Here is a 1,839-nt window from a genome sequence, read left to right on the forward strand (position 1 = left end):
CGTTCCACTGTAGGAGCGAGGCTTGCCCGCGAAGGCGGCCTGCCAGCCGACCAATCACTTGCAGACGTGCATCGTTCCACTGTAGGAGCGAGGCTTGCCCGCGAAGGCGGCCTGCCAGCCGACCAATCACTTGCAGACGTGCATCGTTCCACTGTAGGAGCGAGGCTTGCCCGCGAAGGCGGCCTGCCAGCCGACCAATTTCTTGCAAACGTGCATCGTTCCACTGTAGGAGCGAGGCTTGCCCGCGAAGGCGGCCTGACAGCCGACCAATTTCTTGCAGACGTGCATCGTTCCACTGTAGGAGCGAGGCTTGCCCGCGAAGGCGGCCTGCCAGCCGACCAATTTCTTGCAGACGTGCATCGTTCCACTGTAGGAGCGAGGCTTGCCCGCGAAGGCGGCCTGACAGCCGACCAATTTCTTGCAGACGTGCATCGTTCCACTGTAGGAGCGAGGCTTGCCCGCGAAGGCGGCCTGACAGCCGACCATTTTCTTTCTACTGCCCCCGATTGATCGTTCCCTACGCTCCGCGTGGGAATGCCGCCTGGGACGCTCTGCGTTCCATTTTTGTGTTGAACGATGTGTAAAAAACACAGCGTTTTCCCACGCATTTTTCAGGTTGCCGGGTAGGAAGCGTGTTCTCTAACCTTTGGCTGTCGCTGAAAACTCAGCGACCGGGAGTGAGATTCCGGCTGAACAATTGGAAACCAGCGCAAGGCCCCCCATAATTGCCGCCAGCTTATCCGCTGCCTGCAAGTTTTTTATGGCGGCTGTGTGCGGGCAGACTTCGGTCTGGCCGGGTTCCTTTTGCCGGTAATCTCACACCGCACATAGCTGCCACCTCTGCTCCGAGTGAGATCGGAAATTGATGGCTCCAACATCAAAAGGAAATTTGCATGGATAAGTTAATCCCCGATCCACCCATCAACACCACCACACCCCGCGACGAAACCACCCAGGCCGAATCGCTCATCAAAGACCACGAAGCCATGAAGCGCGCGCTCGATTACTACCTCGATCCCCCCGAGCGCTACATCGAAAAACCGCGCCGGCCGAGCACGATGTTTGTGGTCGATCCTGATGTTGATTCTGAAAGTCTGTTGGCTCATGCCTGTGAGTCGTTGGCGTCGGCGAGTGTGATGAGCAGTGATTTTGCGACGAGTCTGGAGGGGCCGCAGCGGCATACGCTGATGGCGATTCAGCAGGTCATCATGCTGGCGGAGTTGGCGGTGAATCGGGTGTTGGATAGGGTTGAGGTTCCCCGGTAGATAGCGTTCGGTCTGGTTGACCGCGTGATCGTTCTTCGCGGGCAAGCCTCGCTCCCACAGGTGCGGGGGTTGCTCGCGATTGGCACAAAACCCGACGGACTCGCTTGCGGCGTGAAGCTTGCGGCTCTGGACACAGGTATACTGCCGCTCTTTCGCGGCTCGCTGACCGGGCCCGACTTTTTGCATCACCCCGGAGCTTTCATGACTTCCCCGACACAACCGCCGGTTGCCGACGCTTTGAGCGACGACCCGGCAGACCTGCCAGACAGCGTCGACTCCAGCGCAGACAGCGAAACCAAAGCCGCGATCCCGGCGTTCAAGTTCCCGTTCAAACCGGGTGATTTGGCCGCTGCGAAGAATGCCAGCCAGCCTTGGTACAAGAATGGCGCGAAGAATGGCCATACCAAGACGCCGGGGGCTGCGCCTCCAGGGACTCGTCGGTCGATGGGTAAGCGCTGAGTTTCAAACGCTGCAGTGCCTGATCAATCGCCTTCGCGAGCAGGCTCGCTCCCACAGTAGATCTCAACAGGACACAGATTTTGTGTACGACGCAGATCAATGGTGGGAGCGAGCC

The 1,839-nt window shown here is 59.1% G+C and carries 3 protein-coding genes; 2 read left to right on the forward strand and 1 reads right to left on the reverse strand.

What is annotated here, in order from left to right:
* Positions 1 to 126: 126 nt before the first annotated feature.
* The gene (locus QMX98_RS34410; protein WP_282412073.1) at positions 127 to 486 is read right to left on the reverse strand and encodes a hypothetical protein; all 360 of its coding nucleotides are present in this window, start codon (positions 484 to 486) and stop codon (positions 127 to 129) included.
* Positions 487 to 893: 407 nt separating this feature from the next.
* Between QMX98_RS34410 and QMX98_RS34415 the strand changes: the two genes are divergently transcribed.
* Together QMX98_RS34415 and QMX98_RS34420 are read left to right on the forward strand one after the other, a co-directional pair.
* Positions 894 to 1,265: a DUF6124 family protein gene (locus QMX98_RS34415; RefSeq protein WP_083375781.1), complete on the forward strand. Its 372-nt coding sequence runs from the start codon at positions 894 to 896 to the stop codon at positions 1,263 to 1,265.
* 201 nt (positions 1,266 to 1,466) lie between these two features.
* Entirely contained in the window at positions 1,467 to 1,724 is a 258-nt protein-coding gene (locus QMX98_RS34420; protein ID WP_083375782.1) for a hypothetical protein, read from the forward strand.
* Positions 1,725 to 1,839: the final 115 nt, after the last annotated feature.

It is taken from the genome of Pseudomonas sp. PS02303, from assembly GCF_029959925.1.
Lineage (GTDB): Bacteria > Pseudomonadota > Gammaproteobacteria > Pseudomonadales > Pseudomonadaceae > Aquipseudomonas > Aquipseudomonas mandelii.